Origin of the sequence: Neisseria sp. HMSC065D04 (genome assembly GCF_001815675.1) — a bacterium.
Lineage (GTDB): Bacteria > Pseudomonadota > Gammaproteobacteria > Burkholderiales > Neisseriaceae > Neisseria.
On sequence record NZ_KV821481.1, the window covers coordinates 1 to 17,371 of the forward strand.

General features: G+C 48.8%; 16 protein-coding genes. 9 read left to right on the forward strand and 7 right to left on the reverse strand.

The window, feature by feature from the left end; translation table 11 throughout:
* Window positions 1–103: 103 nt before the first annotated feature.
* Both HMPREF3050_RS01820 and HMPREF3050_RS01825 read right to left on the reverse strand, forming a co-directional pair.
* Entirely contained in the window at window positions 104–673 is a 570-nt protein-coding gene (locus tag HMPREF3050_RS01820) for a hypothetical protein (RefSeq protein WP_070773240.1), read from the reverse strand.
* Window positions 674–791: 118 nt separating this feature from the next.
* Entirely contained in the window at window positions 792–2,219 is a 1,428-nt protein-coding gene (locus tag HMPREF3050_RS01825; RefSeq protein ID WP_141758378.1) for an acyl-CoA dehydrogenase family protein, read from the reverse strand.
* A 188-nt stretch (window positions 2,220–2,407) separates the two neighbouring features.
* Here HMPREF3050_RS01825 and HMPREF3050_RS01830 point away from each other — a divergent pair, with 188 nt between their 5' ends.
* Window positions 2,408–3,100: a VIT1/CCC1 transporter family protein gene (locus tag HMPREF3050_RS01830; protein ID WP_070773241.1), complete on the forward strand. Its 693-nt coding sequence runs from the start codon at window positions 2,408–2,410 to the stop codon at window positions 3,098–3,100.
* Window positions 3,101–3,445: 345 nt separating this feature from the next.
* Here the strand turns inward: HMPREF3050_RS01830 and HMPREF3050_RS01835 are convergent, their stop codons facing one another.
* Window positions 3,446–3,964, reverse strand: coding sequence for an LIC11966 family surface protein (locus HMPREF3050_RS01835; RefSeq protein ID WP_009312005.1), 519 nt, complete (start codon window positions 3,962–3,964; stop codon window positions 3,446–3,448).
* Window positions 3,965–4,261: 297 nt separating this feature from the next.
* On the opposite strand from HMPREF3050_RS01835, the gene HMPREF3050_RS01840 reads away from it, so the two are divergent.
* The 8 genes from HMPREF3050_RS01840 to HMPREF3050_RS01870 all read left to right on the forward strand — a co-directional run bounded on the left by HMPREF3050_RS01840 (window position 4,262) and on the right by HMPREF3050_RS01870 (window position 13,110).
* Window positions 4,262–4,591: a DUF6984 family protein gene (locus tag HMPREF3050_RS01840; protein WP_246830203.1), complete on the forward strand. Its 330-nt coding sequence runs from the start codon at window positions 4,262–4,264 to the stop codon at window positions 4,589–4,591.
* 198 nt (window positions 4,592–4,789) lie between these two features.
* Entirely contained in the window at window positions 4,790–8,875 is a 4,086-nt protein-coding gene (gene mfd / locus HMPREF3050_RS01845) for a transcription-repair coupling factor (protein WP_070773243.1), read from the forward strand.
* A gap of 194 nt (window positions 8,876–9,069) precedes the next feature.
* Window positions 9,070–9,639: a hypothetical protein gene (locus HMPREF3050_RS01850; protein WP_003755442.1), complete on the forward strand. Its 570-nt coding sequence runs from the start codon at window positions 9,070–9,072 to the stop codon at window positions 9,637–9,639.
* Between the two features lie 249 nt (window positions 9,640–9,888).
* The gene (locus HMPREF3050_RS01855; protein ID WP_003755447.1) at window positions 9,889–10,335 is read left to right on the forward strand and encodes a hypothetical protein; all 447 of its coding nucleotides are present in this window, start codon (window positions 9,889–9,891) and stop codon (window positions 10,333–10,335) included.
* A gap of 187 nt (window positions 10,336–10,522) precedes the next feature.
* Window positions 10,523–11,098 (forward strand): toxin-antitoxin system YwqK family antitoxin, encoded by a 576-nt coding sequence (locus HMPREF3050_RS01860; RefSeq protein WP_003755449.1) that lies wholly within the window; start codon window positions 10,523–10,525, stop codon window positions 11,096–11,098.
* A 208-nt stretch (window positions 11,099–11,306) separates the two neighbouring features.
* Window positions 11,307–11,594, forward strand: a complete 288-nt coding sequence (locus HMPREF3050_RS13090; protein WP_039863163.1) for a hypothetical protein — start codon at window positions 11,307–11,309, stop codon at window positions 11,592–11,594.
* A gap of 35 nt (window positions 11,595–11,629) precedes the next feature.
* Window positions 11,630–12,442 (forward strand): hypothetical protein, encoded by an 813-nt coding sequence (locus HMPREF3050_RS01865; RefSeq protein WP_070773244.1) that lies wholly within the window; start codon window positions 11,630–11,632, stop codon window positions 12,440–12,442.
* A gap of 98 nt (window positions 12,443–12,540) precedes the next feature.
* The gene (locus HMPREF3050_RS01870; RefSeq protein WP_070773245.1) at window positions 12,541–13,110 is read left to right on the forward strand and encodes a hypothetical protein; all 570 of its coding nucleotides are present in this window, start codon (window positions 12,541–12,543) and stop codon (window positions 13,108–13,110) included.
* Between the two features lie 217 nt (window positions 13,111–13,327).
* Here the strand turns inward: HMPREF3050_RS01870 and ilvC are convergent, their stop codons facing one another.
* From ilvC to ilvB, 4 genes are all read right to left on the reverse strand, one after another.
* Window positions 13,328–14,341 (reverse strand): ketol-acid reductoisomerase, encoded by a 1,014-nt coding sequence (gene ilvC / locus HMPREF3050_RS01875; RefSeq protein WP_049230420.1) that lies wholly within the window; start codon window positions 14,339–14,341, stop codon window positions 13,328–13,330.
* A 73-nt stretch (window positions 14,342–14,414) separates the two neighbouring features.
* Window positions 14,415–14,708 (reverse strand): putative quinol monooxygenase, encoded by a 294-nt coding sequence (locus HMPREF3050_RS01880; protein WP_070773246.1) that lies wholly within the window; start codon window positions 14,706–14,708, stop codon window positions 14,415–14,417.
* A gap of 62 nt (window positions 14,709–14,770) precedes the next feature.
* Entirely contained in the window at window positions 14,771–15,262 is a 492-nt protein-coding gene (gene ilvN / locus HMPREF3050_RS01885; protein ID WP_003766119.1) for an acetolactate synthase small subunit, read from the reverse strand.
* Window positions 15,263–15,273: 11 nt separating this feature from the next.
* Window positions 15,274–16,998, reverse strand: coding sequence for a biosynthetic-type acetolactate synthase large subunit (gene ilvB / locus HMPREF3050_RS01890; protein ID WP_070773247.1), 1,725 nt, complete (start codon window positions 16,996–16,998; stop codon window positions 15,274–15,276).
* Between the last annotated feature and the right edge of the window lie 373 nt (window positions 16,999–17,371).

Sequence of the window (17,371 nt, forward strand, 5' to 3'; positions counted from 1 at the left end):
TGTCCTGATTTAAATTTAATCCACTATAAAAAACAGTCGGGTTTGATTTTCAGCCGCTCAAAGTCAGAAACACCTTTCAGTCAACCTGAATCAGTTGCGGCGGCTATTTGTTTTCGCCGTATTTACCACGCAGATTTCGGATTTCTTCTTTCAACCATTCATCCCAATCGGGGCGTAAACAGCGGAGCTCTTTGTTCCAATACAGACAGTCCCAAGCCATGCTGCGCGAGGCTTCGGTATCGCGCTCGAACATTCGGGCAACAAAAGGTTCGAGCGTTTGCGCGCTTTTGAACATACCGCCGTATTCTCCGTAAGTGCGGCAGGTTTCGGGATGGAGCATTTCCATCAGCGTTTCAATGTCGCTCTGCAACGTAAGCCATGAACCGTTTGACTCGTCCAGCCCAAGCACATCGCGTAACCAATGCTTGATGCTTTCCAAACCTTGAAAACGCGGGTCATGCCACAGCAGGCGCAGGGCGGCAAGCTGACTTTCGGCTTCCGTCCGACCTTGTGGGTTTTCATGATCAAAAAGGGAAACGAGTTCGTACAACGCACGATTGCGCTGCTTTTCCGGCAGCGCAAGTAAGATGTCGCAGACTTGTTCGGGAGTCTGCCAAAGAGGAAGTTTGGAGAGGGTCATAGGCTTGGAGGTCGTCTGAAAGTCAATGAACATGGCTAAATCAATTGATTCATTTGATTTTCGTAACGAAGCTGCTTTTGAATTGAAAATATGAAAATCCGCCCTAGGTCGTCTGAAAACCGATTTCAGACGACCTCTCTGCCTTAAACCATCAACCGCAATATCGGCAGTCCAATATGTCTTTGCGGATGTCGTTCAACAGGAAGGCTGCGGTGTCTTCGTGTTCCGCCTGTACGAAGACGAAGAGTCGGGCGATGATTTTGCCGATGAAGACTTTTTGCAAGGCGCAGGCGTCGGTCAGGGTGCGTTCCTGCAGGAAGCTGCGGATGTCTTCAGGTAAGGTGTAGTCGCGCGCAACGGCGGCAAAGCGAGCGTCGGTTTGCAGGCGGTCGAGCAGGGTTTGGTTTTTGTCCAACTTAATGCCTGCTTCTTTTTCTTCGGCGGTGGCGCGGACGAACTGGTCGTAAATTTCGGCATAAAGCATATCGTTCGGACCTTCGAAGATGGTGAAGGGGCGGATGTCGATAGCGATATTGCTGGCGGTGTGTCCGCGTTCAAAACCCTTCGCGCCCAAGAGTTTTTGCAACATTTGGGCGGCGGCGTAAGTGTATTCCGTGGCGAGGGTTTTGATGATGTTTGCCTCCATCAGTTGATGGGCGACGGGGGCAACGGGCGAAACGCAATGGCAGACGTAGCGGTAAAGAATCTCGGAAACCTGATGGCGGCGTTGGATTTCGCGGCGTTCATAATCGACGAATTTGATGTCGTGGCGGACATATCGGTTCAGGTTGTCAAGGATATATTCCATGATGCCGTGCGTCATGCCGATCAGTTGCAGGCGGCTGCGGATAAAGATGTTTTGGAACGCGCGCAAACCGGCGGCGTCGCTCTGCGAGAGTTTCATAACGGCGGCGGCGGGCATTTCGGCATCAATGCGGTTGACGGCGTAACGGACGGCGCGCAGGCCTTCGGATGCGAGGGCTTCGTAGCGGATGTATTGCTTGGGTACGAGCAGCAGGTTGATGACTTTGGAGAGTTTGCCGTTTTTGCGCTCTTTGGCGGCAACGAGGAGGAAGTCGCTCTGCGAGTTGCCCTGCCAATATTTCGCGGCGTTGACGTAAATCGTTTGTTCGTCGATATATTCGTAGTAGGACTGCATTTCGCGGGCAATCGCCGCGCCGGAGGTTTCGGGTTCGGTAATACCCAAACCACCACCCTCGCCTTTGAAAACCATGTCCAAACCTTGCGCGACTTGCGCTTCGTCGCCAAACTCTTGCAGAGGCTGCAACACCAGCGCGCCTTCGATGCCGGTACGCAGGGTAACGGGCACGCCGTAATGCCCCGCAATCCGCAGGACTTCTTGGATTTCAAACTGGCTGCCCTTTCGGCCGCCGTGTTTTTTGTCGAGGAAGGGCAACAGCAAACCCGCCTGCTTCAAGGCAAGCCATTTGTCTTCGGGCAGGTATTGCATGAGGTTGAGGTCGTCTGAAAAAATGCGGCGGAATGCGGATTCGATGTGCTTTAAAAAAGCAGCCGTGTCCATAGTTGACGGCTGCGCGCTTGATTCGGTGTGTGTCATCATGATTCTCGGTTAATCGGCAGTTATTAGAGTTTAGAGCTAAATTTCTAGGATTTATACCACAAACCCGTTTAAGCGACAATGATTATCAAGTGTGGACGGATTTTCAGCGTGCAAACACATGATTACGCCGCCCCGATAAACCGATACGGTGCTACCATAGCGCAAAACGCCACCGGAACACTGCCATGTATTCACAACACAGCGAACGCCATTTCAGCAACCGCAACAACTGGCTGCGCGCGAGCGTATTGGGCGCGAACGACGGCCTGATTTCTACCGCCTCACTGCTGACCGGCGTTGCGGCCGCCGCCCCCGATTTCCAAACCCTGCTGCTGACCGGCGTTTCCGCCCTAATTGGCGGCGCAGTCTCGATGGCGGCGGGGGAATATGTTTCCGTATCCAGCCAGTCGGACACGGAAAAAGCCGACTTGCACAAAGAACGCTACGAATTGGAAGCCAATCCTGATGCCGAACTGGCAGAACTGACTGAAATTTACCGCCGCCGCGGTTTGTCCGACGCGCTTGCCGTCGAAGTCGCGCAAGCATTGATGGAACACGACGCGCTCTCCGCCCATGCCCGCGACGAAATCGGCATCACCGAAACCTCCGCCGCCAAGCCCATGCAAGCCGCGCTTGCCTCCGCCGGTTCGTTCTGCGCCGGCGCCATACTGCCGCTGCTGGTCGCGCTGACCGCTCCCGCCGCCCTGATCCCTACGCTGGCGGCAACTACTTTGTTCGGACTCGCCGCGCTGGGTTACGCCTCCGCCAAACTCGGCGGCGCACCCGTCACCCCCGCCGTCTTGCGCGTGTGCCTGTGGGGTGTGGCGGCGTTGGTGGTTACGGGTATGATCGGCAAACTGGCGGGTGTAGCAGTTTGAACAGAGGTCGTCTGAAAACTTGTAGCAAAACCTGCCATACCGTTTTTCAGACGACCTTTTTGACAATAAGCGGTTCTCTATATTTTTTCAGAAAAACGGCTTATGAAAAAAATCCTCTAAATTCTGTCGTAAGGAATTTAGAGGATTTTTGGTTTTATAGTGGATTAACTTTAAACCAGTACGGCGCGTTGCCTCGCCTTAGCTCAAAGAGAACGATTCTCTAAGGTGCTGAAGTACCAAGTGAATCGGTTCCGTACTATCTGTACTGTCTGCGGCTTCGTCGCCTTGTCCTGATTTAGAGTTAATCCACTATAGGATGGCGTTTTACAAATTCGCCTATACGGTTTATTCGTCTTCGAATTTTTCCAAAAACTCATCGCTCACTTCATTGAACTTATCGGTACTGTCCAAGATTTTCTCGTTGTTCTCGTCCAATTGCTCTTCATCTTCTTCCGAACCGTGTTTGCCAGAAGCGCGGATTTGGATCAGCTTTTTATAGCCGTCTTCCATCAAATCGCTAAAGAAACGCAGATGGCTTTTCAAAGCATTCAACAGGGAAGCATCGCCTTTGTATGCACCCAATTTATCGGCTTGTGCGATGTAATTGGGAATCGCGGCTATCCACTGCACACGGACTTTTTCGGCTTGGGCGTAATCGCGTTTGTCCATTGCCTGGTTCATGTCTTCCATATGGTAGAGCATAAAATTGGCAATGCACATCAACTCATTGTTGTACTCTACTGCGTTATCGTAGCTGCCTTTGGCGTAATACACGCCCTCTTCCTCATTCCAGCCGCCGCGTTTTGGCGAAGACGATGCGCCGCCAGTCGCGCCAAACAGTTTTTTAATGAATTCTAAGATCATAATTTTGCTGCCTTTCTCATAAGTAAAGTACACAGACGGGAAAAGTATAACGCAAATCTGAAATGCCTGCTGCCTGCACTTCTGCTGCGGCATATCCTTCCCCTCCGTTTTCAGACGACCTCGTTCCCAAAAACAGGAACGTTTTATACCTTATCACAAACCCTTGCAGGTCGTCTGAAAAAGCAGCCGCTGTCTTTGCCGGCTTGCATCCGCTAGAATGACTTCCTGCCGCCAAAGGTCGTCTGAAAACATCCGGACGAACAATCCCTTTTTCAGCAGATACATGGAGTTGAACTATTGAACAAACGCCCGATGACGACAGACGAAACCGATTTGCTGAATCTTCTTCTGTCCAACAAAAAACCTCAATATGCCCGATTGGAAACCCGTTTTTCCAACAGCGTCACCACGCTCGACGACGGCGGAATGGGCAGTTTTCTGTTTTCCAGCGATACAAACCAAACGCGCCCGCTAAAAATCATCCCAATCGCCGAATACCTGTTTCACGATAAAGACGGCATTCCGGTTTTGGCAACCCTATATTCTTACAGCGACGGTCAACTGTATGAACTGGATATTTGGAAAGCGGATTTCAGCCCGTTATTGGCTTATCCGGACAAACCGTAATATTCAGTCTATCCATTTCAATCGGTTTTTACGGACAAGCATTTTCAGACGACCCTCTGGCACACAAAGGTCGTCTGAAAACCAACCAAACCATCCTATCCCTTACACCCGCTTTTAATCTGCTAAAATTCCACTTTTACAACCTACCACGGCGGCCCGAAAAATTTTCCGGCTGCCGCAAGCCATTGTCCCTACGCCATGAACTACCCTATCCCCAAACCCCGTGAAAAATCCCGTTGGCTCAATCTTTCGCAAGGCTCGCTGCCGCTGGCTTTGGCGCGTTATCTGCCGCATAAGCGGCTCAAAGTCGTGCTGACCCAAGATGCGGAACAGGCGTTGCGCCTTCAGACGGCATGGCGGTTTTTCCGTCCGCACGATACGGCGGTGTTCCTGCCGGACTGGGAAACGCTGCCTTACGAGCGTTTTTCGCCGCATCAGGATTTGGTGTCGGAGCGGCTGTCGGCGTTGTGGCAGATTAAGAGCGGCGCGGCGGACGTGTTGTTTGTGCCGGTTGCCACGGCGATGCAGAAGCTGCCGCCCGTGCCGTTTTTGGCGGGGCGCACGTTTTGGCTGAAAACGGGGCAGACTTTGGATATAGGTCGTCTGAAAACCGATTTGGTGGATGCGGGCTACAACCATGTTTCCCATGTTGTCGCGGCGGGCGAGTTTGCCGTGCGCGGCGGCATTGTGGATTTATTCCCGATGGGCAGCGAAATGCCCTACCGCATCGATTTGTTCGACGATGAAATCGACAGCATCAAAACCTTTGACACCGACACGCAGCGCACCATCTCGCCCGTTTCCGAAATCCGCCTGCTGCCGGCGCACGAATTCCCCACCGACAGCGAGGCGCAAAAAATCTTCCGCAGCCGCTTCCGCGAGGAAGTCGATGGCAATCCGAACGATGCCGCCGTGTACAAAGCCGTCAGCAACGGCCACTTCGGCGCGGGCGTGGAATATTATCTGCCGCTGTTTTTTGAAAACGAGCTGGAAACGTTGTTTGACTATATCGGCGAAGATGCGCTGTTTGTCTCATTGGGCGACGTTCACGCTGAGGCAAACCGCTTTTGGAGCGACGTCAAATCGCGTTACGCCATGGCGCAGGGCGATGAAACCTATCCGCCTTTGCTTCCACAGCATTTGTATCTCTCTGCCGATGTATTCGCAGGCCGTCTGAAAAACTACGGACAGGTGCTGCCCGATGTTTCCGGCAAGGAACACACCCTGCCCGACCTTGCCGTCAACCGCCAATCCGACGAGCCGTTGCAGGCATTGAAGGATTTTCAGACGACCTTTGACGGGCGGATTTTGCTGTGCGCCGAAAGTTTGGGACGGCGCGAAACCATGCTCGGCTTCTTGCAGCAAAACGGCTTGAAAGCCAAACCTGTGTCCGACTGGCAGGGCTTTTTATCGGCGCACGAGCCGCTGATGATTACAGTCGCGCCGTTGGCATACGGATTCAAACTGGGCGGGCTGCACTCTCCGAGCCAACAGCAACCTACTCCCACCTCTGAGGGAGAAGGCAAAGCGGTTACCGACCAAACCAAATTTCCCGCAGCCGTAACAAACCCTCTCCCGCAGGAGAGGGAACAAAGTGCCGCCGCCGTTTCAGACGACCTGAAAACTGAAAGCAACCTGCACCCCGTCAAAAATAGTCTGCACGGGCAAATCCAACAGCAGCCTGCTCCCTCCCCCGTGGGGGAGGGTTGGGGAGAGGGCAAAGCGGTTGCCAACCAAACCGAATTTTCCTTAGCCGTAATAAACCCTCTCCCTAGCCCTCTCCCGCAGGAGAGGGAACAGAATGCAGCCGCCATTTCAGACGACCTGAAAACTAAAAGCAGCCTGCACCCCGTCGAAAATAGTCTGCACGGGCAAATCCGACAGCAGCCTGCTCCCTCCCCTGTGGGGGAGGGTTGGGGAGAGGGCAAAACGGTTGCCGACCAAACCGAATTTTCCGCATCCGCAACAAACCCTCTCCCTAACCCTCTCCCACAGGAGAAGGAACAGAATGCAGCAGCCATTTCAGACGACCTGAAAACCGAAAGCAGCCTGCACCCCGTCGAAAATAGTCTGCATGGGCAAATCCGACAGCAGCCTGCCCCCTCCCCCGTGGGGGAGGGTTGGGGAGAGGGCAAAGCGGTTGCCGCTCAAAGTGCCATCGCCGTCATCACCGAATCTGAACTTTACCAATACGTCGCCCGTTCGCGTGTCCACAACCGCCGCAAGAAACACGCCGCCGTTTCAGACGGCCTGTTGCGCGACCTTGCCGAAATCAACATCGGCGACCCCGTCGTGCACGAAGAACACGGCATCGGGCGGTATATGGGCTTGGTAACGATGGATTTGGGCGGCGAAACCAACGAAATGATGTTGCTCGAATACGCGGGCGAAGCGCAGCTTTATGTGCCTGTTTCGCAACTGCATTTAATCAGCCGCTACTCCGGTCAGGCGCATGAAAACGTTGCCCTGCACAAGCTCGGCAGCGGCGCATGGAACAAGGCGAAGCGCAAAGCCGCCGAAAAAGCGCGCGATACCGCCGCCGAATTGCTCAATCTCTACGCCCAACGTGCCGCCCAATCGGGACACAAGTTTGAAATCAACGAGTTGGACTATCAGGCGTTTGCCGACGGCTTCGGCTACGAGGAAACCGAAGACCAGGCCGCCGCCATCGCCGCCGTGATTAAAGATTTGACGCAGGCGAAGCCGATGGACCGCCTCGTGTGCGGCGATGTCGGTTTCGGCAAAACCGAAGTTGCCCTGCGCGCAGCGTTTGTGGCGGTGATGGGCGGCAAACAGGTCGCCGTACTCGCTCCGACCACGCTTCTGGTCGAGCAGCACGCGCAAAATTTCGCCGACCGCTTCGCCGATTTCCCTGTGAAAGTCGCCAGCCTTTCGCGTTTTAACAACAGCAAAGCCACCAAAGCCGCACTAGAAGGTATGGCGGACGGCACGGTCGATATCGTTATCGGCACGCACAAATTGGTGCAGGACGACATCAAATTCAAAAACTTAGGTTTAGTGATTATCGATGAAGAACACCGTTTCGGCGTGCGCCAGAAAGAGCAGCTCAAACGCCTACGCGCCAATGTCGACATCCTCACCATGACCGCCACGCCGATTCCGCGCACCCTCAGCATGGCGCTCGAAGGCCTGCGCGACTTCTCGCTGATTACCACCGCACCCAGCCGCCGCCTCGCCGTCAAAACCTTTGTCAAACCCTTCAGCGAAGGCAGCGTGCGCGAAGCCGTACTGCGCGAACTCAAACGCGGCGGGCAGGTATTTTTCCTGCACAATGAAGTGGATACCATCGAAAACATGCGCGAGCGGCTCGAAACCCTGCTGCCCGAAGCCCGCATCGGCGTGGCACACGGACAACTGCGTGAGCGCGAACTGGAACAAGTCATGCGCGACTTTTTGCAGCAAAGATTCAACGTATTGCTCTGTTCCACCATCATCGAAACCGGCATCGACATCCCCAACGCCAACACCATCATCATCAACCGCGCCGACAAATTCGGACTGGCGCAACTGCACCAGCTTCGCGGACGCGTCGGCCGCAGCCACCACCAAGCCTACGCCTACCTGCTCACGCCCGAATACATCACCAAAGACGCAGAAAAACGCCTCGACGCCATCGCGGCGGCAGACGAACTCGGCGCAGGTTTCACCCTCGCCATGCAGGATTTGGAAATCCGCGGCGCAGGCGAAATCCTCGGCGAAGGTCAATCCGGCGAAATGATACAGGTCGGCTTCACGCTCTACACCGAAATGCTCAAACAAGCCGTGCGCGACCTCAAAAAAGGCCGCCAGCCCGACCTCGACGCACCGCTGGGCATCACCACCGAAATCAAACTGCACAGCCCCGCCCTGCTGCCCGAAAGCTACTGCCCCGACATCCACGAACGGCTCGTCCTCTACAAACGCCTCGCCGTCTGCGAAACCGTGCAGCAAATCAACGCGATACATGAAGAACTCGTCGACCGCTTCGGCCTGCCCGAACAACCCGTCAAAACCCTCATTGAGAGCCACCACTTACGGCTTGCGGCAAAAGAATTGGGTATCGATGCCATCGACGCGACCGGCGAAGCCGTCACCGTTACCTTCGGCAAACACCACCAAATCGACCCGACAGAAATTATCCTGTTGATTCAGACGGATAAAAAATACCGGCTGGCCGGGGCGGATAAGTTGAAGTTTACGGCTCAGATGGAAGATGTGGAGATGAGGATTAAGACGGTGAAAAGTGTGTTGAAGACTTTGAAAGAAAGGGTGCTGAAAGAATAGAGAGAAATAAAGAAAAAGGTCGTCTGAAACTGTTTCAGACGACCCATATATTACAAACCTGTTATATACAAAATGACGGTTTTAGGGATCTAACCTACAATTATCGATGTAAAGTAAGTGAATGATTCAATAGCAAAATATATAACTAACAGAGAATATACTATAAGAAAACAGTACAACCATAAGTTAATATTATGAATGCTTTGGAATATATCGACTCCCCTTTAGACTCAATATCAACTAACAATCCTTATGTAATAACTGAGGTAATCGAATTGACTGAGGAGAATCGAACAAAATTAATCCTTATAGATTATCTTCTAAATAATTTATTAAATTTAAATAATTACCCATATCTTTTAGGATATAACTTATATTTAAAAGCTAATCTATCAGAAGATAAAAATAGAATTTCCCTTTTAGAACAAGCAAAAATTCCCTTTAAAAAGGCTACTTCTGATTCTGAAAATGCTATGTTTGCCAAAGCCTACCTAGCACATATTTATTATGACTTAAAGGAATTTAATCATTGCCTTGATATGATAGAGCAAATTCCGGATAATTACTTTTCAAAACTATCCAGCCATCAAAATTGGCGAGACTTAAAAATCCAAGAGTTAAAAATATGTTGCCTAATCAAATTAAAAATATTTTCTGATTTTGAATTTATTCTACATAGTTATTTGCTAAAAATTTCACGTTCAAGTGAACATGATATACCCGTACCAATAGAACTTTCCAATATAATGAAAAATATCAAATAACCCAAAATTAATGTCTTACATTATTATTTATAAACTATCACGTTTCTTAAAAATTGGTGCTCATCCATCTAACCCACAAGGGTATTAAGATACAGATTAAGGTTATAAAGAGATTATTGAAGACTTTGAAAGAAAGAGTGATAGCAAATTAGAGGATATTGAAGAAAAGGTCGTCTGAAATTTTTCAGACGACCTTTAATAACTATTTTGCTTACTCTAAATATTTAATACCTTATATAGGACACTAATATGGGTAAATTTCATACCCCTCTGGGCAAATTGACCTTTATTACTGAAGAAACAACAAACACATCTTTTCTTCAAGGTATATTTAATGAAATGTCTTTCTCTATTCAAGTTAGTCAACCATTTGATTTGGAGGAAATAGATTTTAACTTTATTCAAAGTAAAATGAATAACTTTCCTCAGATCAAAGCAAAAACTGAACTATTCTTAAGAAATATTTTATATACCCAACCCAAACAACTTGGATTTAATCATTACAAAGATAAATTAGACGAAACCAAAGAATTGATTTCTTTTCCGGAGTTTATGTTTCATGAAAAAACAAAAGATTGGGATATCGTATTTAGAGAAAGTCAGCTCCCTATTGCCGAGCCATACGGCATTTTAATCAACTACCACGATGATGATGTTGTTGGATTTGAGGATCTCTCAGATTCGGAAGAGTTATAAGAGTGTAGTACGCATGCAGGCTAATTTAGAGTTTTCATATGACTTGCTATAAACTATTCTATTAACTTCAAATCCAATATACTCAAATCATTATTTGTTGGCATGGTAAGCGTAGGTTAGGTTGGTAAACCCAACAACAACCTGAATGTTGGGTCACGACCCAACCTACATCTGCTAAGGAATTTATATGAAAATATCTGTTTTGAAAAAAATATCCGTTGCACTATCCATACTGGCGGCATTGCCGTTTCAGGCGGCATGGGCGGATTCGGCGGCCAATGCGCGCGCGGACCGTCAGGAACAGAACCGGATAGCGCATTGCCTGCAGATGTACGGCAATATGAACTGCGTGCCGGAGGGCAGCTTTGTTTCACCGCAGCAAAGACAGCTGGAAATGCAAATACAGCGCGGCCGCGAGGCAGAAGAACGGTTGAGGCAGCGGCGTTGGCAAAACAGCGGAACAGCAGACGGACAGGGTGGCACAATGCGCAGAGAAAACCATGCGGACGGCGGCTATACGGTGTACCACTATACCGACGGCAGTCAGCGCGTGTTGGAAACCGTGATGCCGTATGACGAAAACGATAAAGTCCACGGCGTGGTCAAAGGCTATTATCCCAACGGCAAATTGAAATACACGCTGCCGCACCGCCACGGCGTGTATTTCGGCGAGGCACGCGAATACGATAAAAACGGCCGCCTGCGTCTGATTAAGCGTTATGACGACAAGGGCGAGCGCGTTTATCTGCGGGAATATCCGTAAGAATAGTAAGCGTAGGTTGGGTTGGCAAACCCAACAACAACCTGAATGTTGGGTCACGACCCAACCTACATCTGCTGATCCAACAGCTTGCTATAAACCATGAAACTTGGTTCCTTCAATTTTAAATCCTATCGAGTTAATACTAAAAATGAATCTTAAAAAATATCTGATTACTTTACTCTTTATATTCTTTATACCGCAAAATACTATGGCTGATTCTTTTGAAATTTACAGATATTCGGGTAAAAAACTATCGATAGAAAAAGAATACTCCCAGCCTCTATTCCTCTCCATGAAAGAGATAGAGGCTAAAGGATTAAACATCTCCGACTACAATATATCATGTAGCACTTACATTGATAAAACAGAAAACAAATATTATGTTTTTACCTACTCTCCCCAAGTATTAAATCCTCATCATAGAGGTGGACATGGAATTATTGAAGTCCACATAAACGCTAAAACTCATGAAATCAAATCACATTTTTCAAGATAGCCTCCTGCATTAGAAACAAGACAAGGTAAACTATTATGAAAAATAGAGATTCTCTGAGTTTTGATGCTTATTTGGCATGTAAGGATTTATCAGCTACTGAATTGCTCAATATCCTGCTGAATTCTAATACTCAAATTCGATACGAAGCAGCTAGAAGATTGCAATTTTTCCGATATTGTGAAATTAGCGATATTGTTAAAAATGTCCTCTTAACAAGCCGGTATAGTCGACATAGGGAAATTGCTGTTTTTATTCTCGGGCAGATTCAGAATAAGCTTGATAAATCTGAACTTGAAGATGTTTTATCTCTTTTAATTGATTTTATAAGCAACGATAAAAGCATTAACGTAAAATCCTCAGCGATATCTTCTTTAGGACATTTGTTTCATCATTATGACTTAGGAGAGAAAGAATTTTGTGCAATAGAGGAAAAAATTCAATTGATTTGGCGTATACATAGATATTCTATCGTTATGGCTACTGCTTTCAGCTCTGCATTTTTTCCAAAAAGAGATTATATTGAAGAATATCTGATAAAAAATTTAAATAGCAGGCATCCGAAAGTAATTTCTTGGATCGTGTATGCTCTAAAAGAAAAAAGCTATCACTCGAAATCGATTGAAACTTTACTATTAAATAAACTAGACCATTTCCGCGTAGAATCATATATTTATAGCGAGATAACTGCCTACCTGATCTCAATCAACTCTGAGAAAATTATTCCATATATTGAAAATATGATATTAATCCAAAATAAAATTGATGATGAAATTTATATGGCGCTGAAACATAATTCATCAAAAAAATTTTCATCCATAAGAAAAATCATGTTGGAAAAATTTCAATAAATTATTTCAATAAATTATTAGTATGCCTCATAATATCTCATCTTCTATGCAGGCAATTTTGTTTTATTCTTAAACTCTATTTAATAACAAGGATTTAAATGAAATCTTATTTTTTGATATTTTGCGCACTGCTTACATCTGCCAATATTGCCCAAGCCGATACGATGGAAACCATGCATATGCACGATAAGTCTTTGTCTAAGGTCTTGGTAGAAGCTGCCCGCGATGGCAGTTTTATTGACTTGGATAAAATCGGTCGCAGCATTGATATCCCCGAACTGGCGCATGAAATCAATCAAACTGCTAACCATACTATAAAAAACGACAGACAATTCAACAGCACATACCATGTTAACCAAGATCCATATCAACAATACGGTATCCGTAGTATTTCGTTTGCTGAATGGTCGTCTGAAAAAGGCAAGATGAAGCAGCTTGAATTTGAACTTCACAATAACCGCTGTCCGTTACCACCTACAAACTATGAAGAGTTCGCAGGCAGTCCCAGTTTTATCGGCCATTTAGACGGTAAAGACATATCCATTCTTACGTTACCCGCCCCGGCAAAGGCAAAACTGCTTTTTATGAAAAAACGTAAAGACAACTGCGCGGTCATGATTGTTCAAGAATTCGTCACAGCCGATTTCGGACCTAGAATTCATAAATAAAAAAGAACACTACAAACCACAGATAAAGCTTCGTTGCTATGTTCTTTTGAACTGAACCACTATAACTTCCAATTCAACCAAAGGTCGTCTGAAATCGTCAATTCGTCTTTCAGACGACCTTTCTTCCACTGGAATTTTTGATTTTTCAAAATCTCAACGTAACAAAAAACCTGCCCGAATCGTCGGGCAGGTTTGCTTATGGTTGAACCGAGTCGAATTAGTTTTTGTCCAAGTCAACCAGTTTGTTTTTGGCAATCCAAGGCATCATGGAACGCAGTTGTGCGCCGACTTTCTCGATTTGGTGATCGGCAGTCAGACGGCGGCGGGCGGTCATGCTGGCGTAGTTGACGGCGCCTTCTTGGATGAACATTTTAGCGTATTCGCCGGTTTGGATGCGTTTGAGGGCATTGCGCATGGCTTCGCGGGATTTGTCGTTGATGACTTCCACGCCGGTAACGTATTCGCCGTATTCCGCGTTGTTGGAAATGGAGTAGTTCATGTTGGCGATGCCGCCTTCGTAAATCAGGTCAACGATGAGCTTCATTTCGTGCAGGCATTCGAAGTATGCCATTTCGGGCGCGTAGCCTGCTTCGGTCAGGGTTTCGAAGCCGGTTTTGATCAGTTCGACCACGCCGCCACACAATACGGCTTGTTCGCCGAAGAGGTCGGTTTCGGTTTCTTCGCGGAAGTTGGTTTCAATCACGCCACCTTTGGTGCCGCCGTTGGCCGCGGCGTAAGACAGGGCGATGTCGCGCGCTTTGCCGCTTTTATCTTGGTAAACGGCGATCAGGGAAGGCACGCCGCCGCCTTTCAGGAATTCGCTGCGTACGGTATGGCCGGGGCCTTTGGGTGCGACCATAATCACGTCCAAGTCGGTACGCGGTACGATTTGGTTGTAGTGGACGTTGAAACCGTGCGCGAAAGCGAGTACCGCGCCTTGTTTCAGGTTAGGCTCGATTTCGTTTTTGTATACGACGGGTTGGTTTTCGTCGGGCAGCAGAATCATCACTACGTCTGCTTTTTTGGTGGCATCGGCTACGGACAATACTTCGAAGCCGGCTGCTTCTGCTTTTTTCCAAGAGCCGCCTTGGCGCAGGCCGACTACTACGTTTACGCCTGAATCTTTCAGGTTGGCTGCGTGGGCGTGGCCTTGTGAGCCGTAGCCGATGATGGCGACGGTTTTGCCTTTGATCAGGGACAGGTCGGCGTCTTTATCGTAATAAACTTGCATTTGATTTCCTTTGGGTAAAATGGATTCCGGCTTTGTGTTGAGGATGCCGGACGGTTGGATTGAGGGTAAAGGGTTAAACGGAGAGTTCTTCCATCAAAACGATTTCGAGCGCGTCGGTTTTGCCGTCGATGGCTTTGACGAAACCTTGGAAATGTTCGCTGGCGTTGTGCGCGTCGATGGCGGCTTGGGATTTCCAGTTTTCGACGAAGACGAAACGCTCGGGTTTGCCGATTTCCTGATGCAAATCGTAGCTGATGTTGCCTTCTTCCGCGCGGCTGGCTTTGACCAGGCTTTGGAACAAGGGTTTCAGCGTTTCCGCGTATTCGGGTTTGACAGTAACCAGCGCGACGATTTTAATGTTTGACATCAATCTCTCCTGCCGTTTCTGTTTTCAGACGACCTATCGGGTCGTCTGAAAACCTGACGGTGTTAAATTTTCAAAATACGCTCGCCGCGGCCGATACCGGCTGCGCCTGTGCGTACGGTTTCCAAAATCTGGGCGCGTCCGACGGTTTCGAGGAAGGAGTCGAGTTTGTCGGTCGAACCTGTGATTTCGATGGTGTAGCTGCGGTCGGTTACGTCGATGATGCTGCCACGGTAGATTTCGGTCAGGCGTAAAAATTCGTCGCGGTCTTTGCCGACGGCGCGGACTTTTACCAACATCAATTCGCGTTCGACAAAACGGCTTTCGTTCAAATCGACCACTTTGACCACCTCAATCAATTTATTGAGTTGCTTGGTGATTTGTTCGATGACTTGCTCGTCGCCATGGGTAACGATGGTCATGCGCGAAAGGGTTTTGTCTTCGGTCGGGGCTACTGCCAAGGAGTCGATGTTGTAGTCGCGAGCGGAGAAAAGACCGACCACGCGGCTCATCGCGCCTGATTCGTTTTCCATCAGAACAGATAAGATATGTCGCATTGTCGTTCTCCTTACGCTTTCGGGTTTTCGCGCATATGCGGCGGCAGGACCATTTCGTCCAAACCTTTGCCGTTGCCGACCATAGGCAGCACATTTTGTTTTTTATCGGTCAAGAAGTCGATAAATACCAGACGGTCTTTTTGTCGGACCGCTTCCAAAAGCGCGCCTTCAACATCGGATTTTTTGTCCACGCGGATGCCGATGTGCCCGTATGCTTCCGCTAGTTTGACGAAATCGGGCAGAGAATCGAAATAGGTTTCCGATTCGCGGTTGCCGTAATACAGCTCCTGCCATTGGCGGACCATGCCGAGGTAGCCGTTGTTTAGGGTAACGACGTTAATCGGGACATGGTATTGGAAGCAGGTAGACAATTCCTGGATGTTCATCTGAATCGAACCTTCGCCCGTAATACAGAATACGTCTTGGTCGGGAGCGGCGAGTTTCGCACCCAACGCATACGGCAGGCCTACGCCCATCGTACCCAAGCCGCCGGAATTGAGCCATTGGCGCGGGCGTTCGAACGGATAATATTGCGCCGCGAACATTTGGTGTTGCCCCACGTCCGAAGTGATGATAGCGGAATTGCCGGTAACTTCGGCAAGTTTCTGCACGACATATTGCGGCTTGATGATTTCGCTGTCGTTGTCAAACCACAGGCAGTTGCGCGAACGCCATTCTTCGATGTTTTTCCACCATTTGTCCAAAGAGTCGGCGGCAGGCGCATCCTGTTTGCCCCACAAGGCAATCATTTCGGACAAGACGTTTTTCACATCGCCGACAATCGGAATATCGACTTTGACGCGTTTGGCGATGCTGGACGGGTCAACATCAATATGAATGACTTTTTTGGCTTTTTCAAAGAATTTGGACGGAACGGAGACGACACGGTCGTCAAAACGCGCACCCACTGCCAATACGACATCTGCGTTTTGCATGGCGAGGTTGGCTTCGTAAGTGCCGTGCATACCCAGCATGCCCAAGAATTGGCGGTCGCTTGAAGGGTACGCGCCCAGCCCCATCAGTGTGCCGGTACATGGTGCGCCCGTCATGCGGACAAACTTCGTCAGCTCTTCCGAAGCATTGCCCAATACCACGCCGCCGCCGAAATAAACGATCGGACGTTTGGCGGAAGCCAACATTTGGATGGCTTTTTTAATCTGCCCGATATGGCCTTGTACGACAGGTTGGTAAGAACGGATAAAGATGTCTTCCTGCGGATAGCTGAATTTCGCCATCGCCTGCGTTACATCTTTGGGAATATCGACCACAACGGGGCCTGGACGGCCGCTGGCGGCGATTTGGAATGCCTTTTTAATGGTCTCGGCAAGCTCGTTGACGTTGGTTACCAAGAAATTGTGTTTGACGCACGGACGGGTAATGCCGACCGTATCCACCTCTTGAAACGCATCCGTACCGATGAGCGAATTGCCGACCTGTCCGCTGATGACCACCATCGGAATCGAATCGCTGTATGCGGTGGCAATGCCTGTCAGCGCATTGGTCACGCCCGGACCGGAAGTAACCAGCGCGACGCCGACTTTGCCGCTGACGCGCGCATACGCATCTGCCGCGTGTACCGCCGCCTGCTCGTGGCGGGTCAGGATGTGCTTGAATTTATTGAGTTGGAAAATAGCGTCGTAGATTTCGATGACTGCGCCGCCCGGATAGCCGAAAACATACTCTACACCTTCGGCTTTGAGACTTTGCACTATGATTTGTGCACCTGATAATTGCATAATGACCTCTTTTATACGGCTTCAAACCAATAGGGGCAACCCGCCTCGCCACAGCACCTGTAATGCAAGCCCTCCAAGCAGCGGTTTAGGGTACGCGCATTGAAGGAACACGGCGACAGTCAGACTGTCCAATCAATTGGAATGAAACACAGAGTTTATGATTGAAAGAATGCAAACGATAACGCAAACCGCCTGTTCAATCAAGACAAAATCTTTCATCTTTTAACATTATCCGAATACCGAAAAGATTGAGTATTGATTTTTATAAAATAAATATTCGGGCATTTGGAATATATTAATGAAAATTGTTGACAGTTTTTATAGAAGGGGTCGTCTGAAACCCGTTTTATAGTGGATTAACTTTAAATCAGGA

Coding starts and splice junctions, on each gene's coding strand:
- HMPREF3050_RS01820 (WP_070773240.1), bottom strand. CDS start 673: ATGTTCATTGACTTTCAGACGACCTCCAAGCCTATGACCCTCTCCAAA.
- HMPREF3050_RS01825 (WP_141758378.1), bottom strand. CDS start 2,219: ATGACACACACCGAATCAAGCGCGCAGCCGTCAACTATGGACACGGCT.
- HMPREF3050_RS01830 (WP_070773241.1), top strand. CDS start 2,408: ATGTATTCACAACACAGCGAACGCCATTTCAGCAACCGCAACAACTGG.
- HMPREF3050_RS01835 (WP_009312005.1), bottom strand. CDS start 3,964: ATGATCTTAGAATTCATTAAAAAACTGTTTGGCGCGACTGGCGGCGCA.
- mfd (WP_070773243.1), top strand. CDS start 4,790: ATGAACTACCCTATCCCCAAACCCCGTGAAAAATCCCGTTGGCTCAAT.
- HMPREF3050_RS01850 (WP_003755442.1), top strand. CDS start 9,070: ATGAATGCTTTGGAATATATCGACTCCCCTTTAGACTCAATATCAACT.
- HMPREF3050_RS01855 (WP_003755447.1), top strand. CDS start 9,889: ATGGGTAAATTTCATACCCCTCTGGGCAAATTGACCTTTATTACTGAA.
- HMPREF3050_RS01860 (WP_003755449.1), top strand. CDS start 10,523: ATGAAAATATCTGTTTTGAAAAAAATATCCGTTGCACTATCCATACTG.
- HMPREF3050_RS13090 (WP_039863163.1), top strand. CDS start 11,307: ATGGCTGATTCTTTTGAAATTTACAGATATTCGGGTAAAAAACTATCG.
- HMPREF3050_RS01865 (WP_070773244.1), top strand. CDS start 11,630: ATGAAAAATAGAGATTCTCTGAGTTTTGATGCTTATTTGGCATGTAAG.
- HMPREF3050_RS01870 (WP_070773245.1), top strand. CDS start 12,541: ATGAAATCTTATTTTTTGATATTTTGCGCACTGCTTACATCTGCCAAT.
- ilvC (WP_049230420.1), bottom strand. CDS start 14,341: ATGCAAGTTTATTACGATAAAGACGCCGACCTGTCCCTGATCAAAGGC.
- HMPREF3050_RS01880 (WP_070773246.1), bottom strand. CDS start 14,708: ATGTCAAACATTAAAATCGTCGCGCTGGTTACTGTCAAACCCGAATAC.
- ilvN (WP_003766119.1), bottom strand. CDS start 15,262: ATGCGACATATCTTATCTGTTCTGATGGAAAACGAATCAGGCGCGATG.
- ilvB (WP_070773247.1), bottom strand. CDS start 16,998: ATGCAATTATCAGGTGCACAAATCATAGTGCAAAGTCTCAAAGCCGAA.